Genomic DNA, 4,751 nt, shown 5'->3' on the forward strand with positions numbered 1-4,751 from the left:
TGGGTGACCGCTTATAGGGCTCAACACCAACAACTTTTCCCTTGTTTACTACGAGGTTGAGTCCACATCCAACACCACAATACGGACAGGTTGTTGGGACATACCTCATCGTTTCTTCATTTTCACTCATGCCAATTCTCCATATTAATGATCCGCAGACATCCAGAGGATGCTCATGTGTGATCAACCAATACTCTCTGTGATTGCATATAAACACAAACCACCATATATATATAGTAAGTCAAATTGATATGGTATACATATAAAAAGATTCCTATTCGATCAGATTATTTTGGCCAAAATATCATGCGCGTTTCATTACCGGAGCGTGTAAAATAGGTTTAAAGAATCAATCAAATATACTTTAATGATTTACCAGGATGGACAGCAATATTTAATTTTTTAATAAATTAAATCCGAACATACGAATAACCAGTGATGAACACCCAGGGGGAGAAACAGTAAATATTTTGCAATTACCTTAATAGAAAAGATATTATCATTTATTTACCAAGTACTGAGATATGTTAACGCTCGGCATACTTCCACAGCTCGAAGAGATGATGGATAAACATGGTATCGGTCCTGCAATGAAGGAGGCATTAATTCGTTGTACCCATTTCCACACCTTCCCATCACCAGGTCTTCTGATCGGAGTATTCATGACCGATTATGCACTTGAACTACTCAAAGCAGAACCAGGCGAGACCCTCTATGGTGTGAGCGAGAGCCACAAATGCGCACCGGATGCACTACAGGTCCTCGCTCATTGCACCATAGGAAATAACCGTTTGAGGGTTATCCCGATCGGACGGTTCGCTATTACCCTCAATCGCAAATCCTGGGATGCAGAGACGAAAGGTGTGAGAGTATATGTTGACCTTGAAAAACTGAAAAAATATCAGACACTCTATGCCTGGTTTACAAACGATCCCTCTTTTGATCATCATGGAGATGGCGTTATGACACTCCTTGAGGAGATCATCGCTTCAGGGCGGGAGATACTCTCATCTGAAGAGGTCATCGTACTGACCGAGAAGAAGAAGAAATGGATATCTGTTACCTGTACAAAATGCGGGGAGACAATTCCCGATTACCTCGCCGCAGGTGATCTTTGCACGAGCTGTGCAGGTACACATTATTATAGGAAAGCCTGAAATAGCACTAAATCAAGAGGGATTAATTAAACAATTACTGAGAGGTTATAAACCTCAAATCTATTTTCCCAGAAGAACACTACCAACCCCACCTTGACACACATTATTGCAATGCTCCCTGTATTCTGTGGGTGCCAGAATAGATGATCGCCCTGGGTTTTCTTACAAACCCAACAACAGTGAGATTCAGCTGATTTGCCAGATCGATTCCAGAGCTGAAAGGTGCATTATTTGAGATGATGAGGGGAATTCCGACACGATAGGCTTTTTGGATCATGCCAGCAGGAAGACGACCCGTGCAGGTCAGGCAGCAACTTGAAAGTGATACACCTTTCATCAGGGCTTTTCCAATCACTTTGTCAATCGCCGTATGTCTTCCCATATCCTCAGCATATGCAACAAGCTCATTATCACCAGAAAGGATGATAGCCGAATGAGTCCCACCAGTCTTCTTCCAGGTGGACGAGAGATCATGGAGGAGATCTACCGCTAAAAAGATCGAATCTATGGTGAATACAGAACTATCTGAGAGAGGGAGAGATTCAGAATTATCCAGCTTAACATTTCCCAAACCGCCTGAACTTCGGACTTCAATATCTGGTTTTCCAATCAACACCCCAGGTACAGTCTGTAGATTCACTGAAGTCCCGTCAACCCTTACAGATTGGATCTCATGAAACCCTCTCAGAATACCTTCATCCACCACAAAGCCAACTGCAAACTCAGTGAGCTCATCAGGAGTTGCCACCATCGTTGCGATATGCTGATCATTGATGGAGATACGGATCTGCTCCTCAATACAGATAGAGACTGTATCCTGTAAAAAACGATCTTTGTCAATTAAAATAACCGGGTAACTCCGAACCACACCGTTAACCTGATTGGAACAGGGTGGCAGATCATTTCTAACATCGCCATTCATCCTATAATAATAGAAGAAGTGAATTCATGAAACTTTTCTTTTTCAACCAAGTTAAAAAGATATGATTATCAACGATTCACAAATTTTTTGTAAAAGTACTGAGCAGAAAAGAGAAGGAAAAACAACCATAAGTAAAAAGGTGAAGGGAAAATCCCTCCACAATTTTCACGAAATATTTACTCTTTGAAGACGTTGTCAAAGATCTGATCTGATCCGGTTGAGTCAAGACGCTTCCGCTCAACCCGCTCTTCAGCATAGGCAAGAACCGGAGGCTGCATGTCAACACCGGGTGTGAAGCCGAACATCTTCTCAAGCTCAACCTGCTGGGCATGCATGAAGAGTGCATTTGGAATATCCATCGCGCAGAGTTCTTCGCACTGACCGCAGTTAACACAGGAGTCGGAGATGTGAGCAAACCGGATCATGTGGAACATGAAGCTTGGCGGAACCTGACCTGGTGTAACGAGGTGAGGCTTCTTTGTGCTGCACTCAACACAGTAGCAGATCGGGCAGTTCTCGATGCATGCATAGCATTTGATACACCGGGAGGTCTCTTTCATGATCGTCTCAAGACGTGCACGACCTTCGCCGAGTGCCTTGAAGTCATGGTTGCGCCACTTGTCACCAAGTTTGAGCATCGCATTCTCGACTTTGCCACGGATAGCAATACCCTTTGGATCTGCTGCAGAGGTCTCGAGTGCGCCGGCTTTCACCGCGCCATCAACCAGGTTTGCACCCTTCTCGGAGCAGACCTCGATGAAGGTTGCCTTTCCGGCTTTGTCGCCGATGACACCCCAGTTACCGCAGGCAAGATCTGCCTGGCGGGGGATCTTCATCTTACACCGGCGGCAGTTGCTCCTCCGGCCATATCCTTCTTCTTCAAGCTCGTCGATGGAGATGCCCTTGTGCTGGCCATCCTTTGTGACGATGATGAACTGGCCCTTGTCGATCTCCTCTTTGACGACATCGGCAGGGTCAACACCGAACTTCTCTTTGATCATCTTCAGGGCAGAGACCGGGCTGACGGTTCCACCGCAGTTGAGACCGACCATGATGATATTGTCGAGGTCGATCTGATTCCTCTTGGCAAGTTCGTAGAATGCCATCGCATCGCACCCCTTCACAGGGACAGCGAGCTTCATATCTTTTGCACCATTGAGGTACTTCTTGATCATCTTTGGGATGAGGAGAGTACCACAGTGGAGGGAACCGGCAGATCCTACGATCTCGGCCGGATCAGTGATGATCTCAAGGGTTGCATCGTAGATGTCTGCACCCTTTCGAACTGCAAGGACACCGTCAACCATCTTGCTCTCAAGGGCGTACTTCAGAAGTGTTGAGACAGCTCCTCCGCACTCGCCCTTCTCTGCAAGATCAGACTGTTTTGACCATGCATATACCATATCGCCTTTTGCAACCATCTTCAGGCCTCCTGGATCTTCTCAATCTTAATAGCACAGGCCTTGAACTCCGGAATCTTTGCGATTGGGTCAAGTGCGTTGTTCGTCAGGACGTTGGCTGCACATTCTGCAAAGTGGAACGGCATGAACATCACGCCTGGCATGATATCCTTCGTTACACGGGCAGGCACCTTGATCTCGCCACGCCGCGTCTTTGCAAGCACCATCTCACCATCCATGATGCCAAGCGTCTTTGCATCATTACCATTGATCTCGATCCAACCGGTCTTCTCCTCGGCATCAAGTGACTCCGAACGCCGGGTCATACCTCCGGTATGCCAGTGGAACAGATTCCTGCCTGTCGTGAAGATGTATGGATACTCTGCATCCGGAACCTCGGCAGGATACTTGAACTCGATCGGAGAGAAGATTCCAAGACCGTCTGGGTGGGAGAACTTCCCGATATGCAGAATTGGTGTACCTGCATGCTCAGTTGTTGGGCAGGGCCAGTGGAGCGCTTCGGGCTTTGAGATACGGGCATAGTTCATGCCACCATAGGACGGCGTAACCTTTGCAATCTCGTTAAAGACATCTTCGACGTTCTTCCAGGGGAACTGTGCCGCATAGCCCATCTTTGCAGCGAGCTCGGCAAAGATCTGCCAGTCGAGCTTCGCCTGACCTGGTGGGTTCTGGGCTTTGCGCCACATCTGGACACGCCGCTCGGTATTCGTCTGGGTACCGTCCTTCTCGGCATAGCAGGTCGCCGGAAGAACGACATCTGCGAGCTGGGCGGTCTCGGTCAGGAAGATATCCTGCACAACGAGGAAGTCAAGGGCTTTTATCGCGTGTTCGACATGCGTCAGGTCGGGGTCGGAGAGCATCGGGTTCTCGCCCATGATGTACATCGCCTTCAGCTCACCAGGTTTATCGGTGAGGACGTCCATCATCGTTGTGACCTCATACCCGTTCTTCGCTTCAGCGATACCGTCGGGGAAGCCCCAGGCATCAGAGAACTTCTTGTGGGCCGCTTCGTCGATGACCTTCTGGTAACCGGTGAAGACGACAGGCAGACAGCCCATATCACAGGCACCCTGCACATTGTTCTGGCCACGGAGTGCGTTCACACCGGCACCGCGTTTGCCGAGGTTGCCTGTCAGCATCTGGATGTTGGCAATGGATTTGACGTTGTCCACACCGGTTGTGTGCTGCGTGATACCCATCGAGTACAGAATCGCTGTTGCACCGGATTTGGCGATCCATTCGGCGGCGGTC

5 protein-coding genes are annotated in these 4,751 nt (G+C 48.2%); 1 reads left to right on the forward strand and 4 read right to left on the reverse strand.

The window, feature by feature from the left end; all coding sequences use genetic code 11:
- Positions 1-130, reverse strand: a 130-nt coding sequence (locus tag Q7V06_RS00045) for a hypothetical protein (protein WP_304836260.1), incomplete at its 3' end; no start/stop codon positions are given.
- Positions 131-524: 394 nt separating this feature from the next.
- Between Q7V06_RS00045 and Q7V06_RS00050 the strand changes: the two genes are divergently transcribed.
- Positions 525-1,157, forward strand: a complete 633-nt coding sequence (locus Q7V06_RS00050) for an FmdE family protein (RefSeq protein ID WP_304836249.1) — start codon at positions 525-527, stop codon at positions 1,155-1,157.
- Positions 1,158-1,260: 103 nt separating this feature from the next.
- On the opposite strand, the gene fdhD is transcribed toward Q7V06_RS00050, so the two are convergent.
- The 3 genes from fdhD to Q7V06_RS00065 form a co-directional block, all read right to left on the reverse strand.
- A complete protein-coding gene (gene fdhD, locus Q7V06_RS00055) occupies positions 1,261-2,079 on the reverse strand; it encodes a formate dehydrogenase accessory sulfurtransferase FdhD (RefSeq protein WP_304836252.1) in 819 nt (272 codons plus the stop codon).
- A 176-nt stretch (positions 2,080-2,255) separates the two neighbouring features.
- Positions 2,256-3,500 carry a Coenzyme F420 hydrogenase/dehydrogenase, beta subunit C-terminal domain gene (locus tag Q7V06_RS00060; protein ID WP_304836256.1) on the reverse strand — a complete coding sequence of 415 codons (1,245 nt, stop codon included), beginning with the start codon at positions 3,498-3,500 and terminating at the stop codon, positions 2,256-2,258.
- Positions 3,501-3,502: 2 nt separating this feature from the next.
- A partial coding sequence (locus tag Q7V06_RS00065; protein WP_304836257.1) for a molybdopterin oxidoreductase family protein occupies positions 3,503-4,751 on the reverse strand: 1,249 nt, incomplete at its 5' end.

The organism is Methanocalculus sp. (genome assembly GCF_030651615.1).
Taxonomy (GTDB): domain Archaea; phylum Halobacteriota; class Methanomicrobia; order Methanomicrobiales; family Methanocorpusculaceae; genus Methanocalculus.

Coding starts and splice junctions, on each gene's coding strand:
- Q7V06_RS00060 (WP_304836256.1), bottom strand. CDS start 3,500: ATGGTTGCAAAAGGCGATATGGTATATGCATGGTCAAAACAGTCTGAT.
- Q7V06_RS00050 (WP_304836249.1), top strand. CDS start 525: ATGTTAACGCTCGGCATACTTCCACAGCTCGAAGAGATGATGGATAAA.
- fdhD (WP_304836252.1), bottom strand. CDS start 2,079: ATGAATGGCGATGTTAGAAATGATCTGCCACCCTGTTCCAATCAGGTT.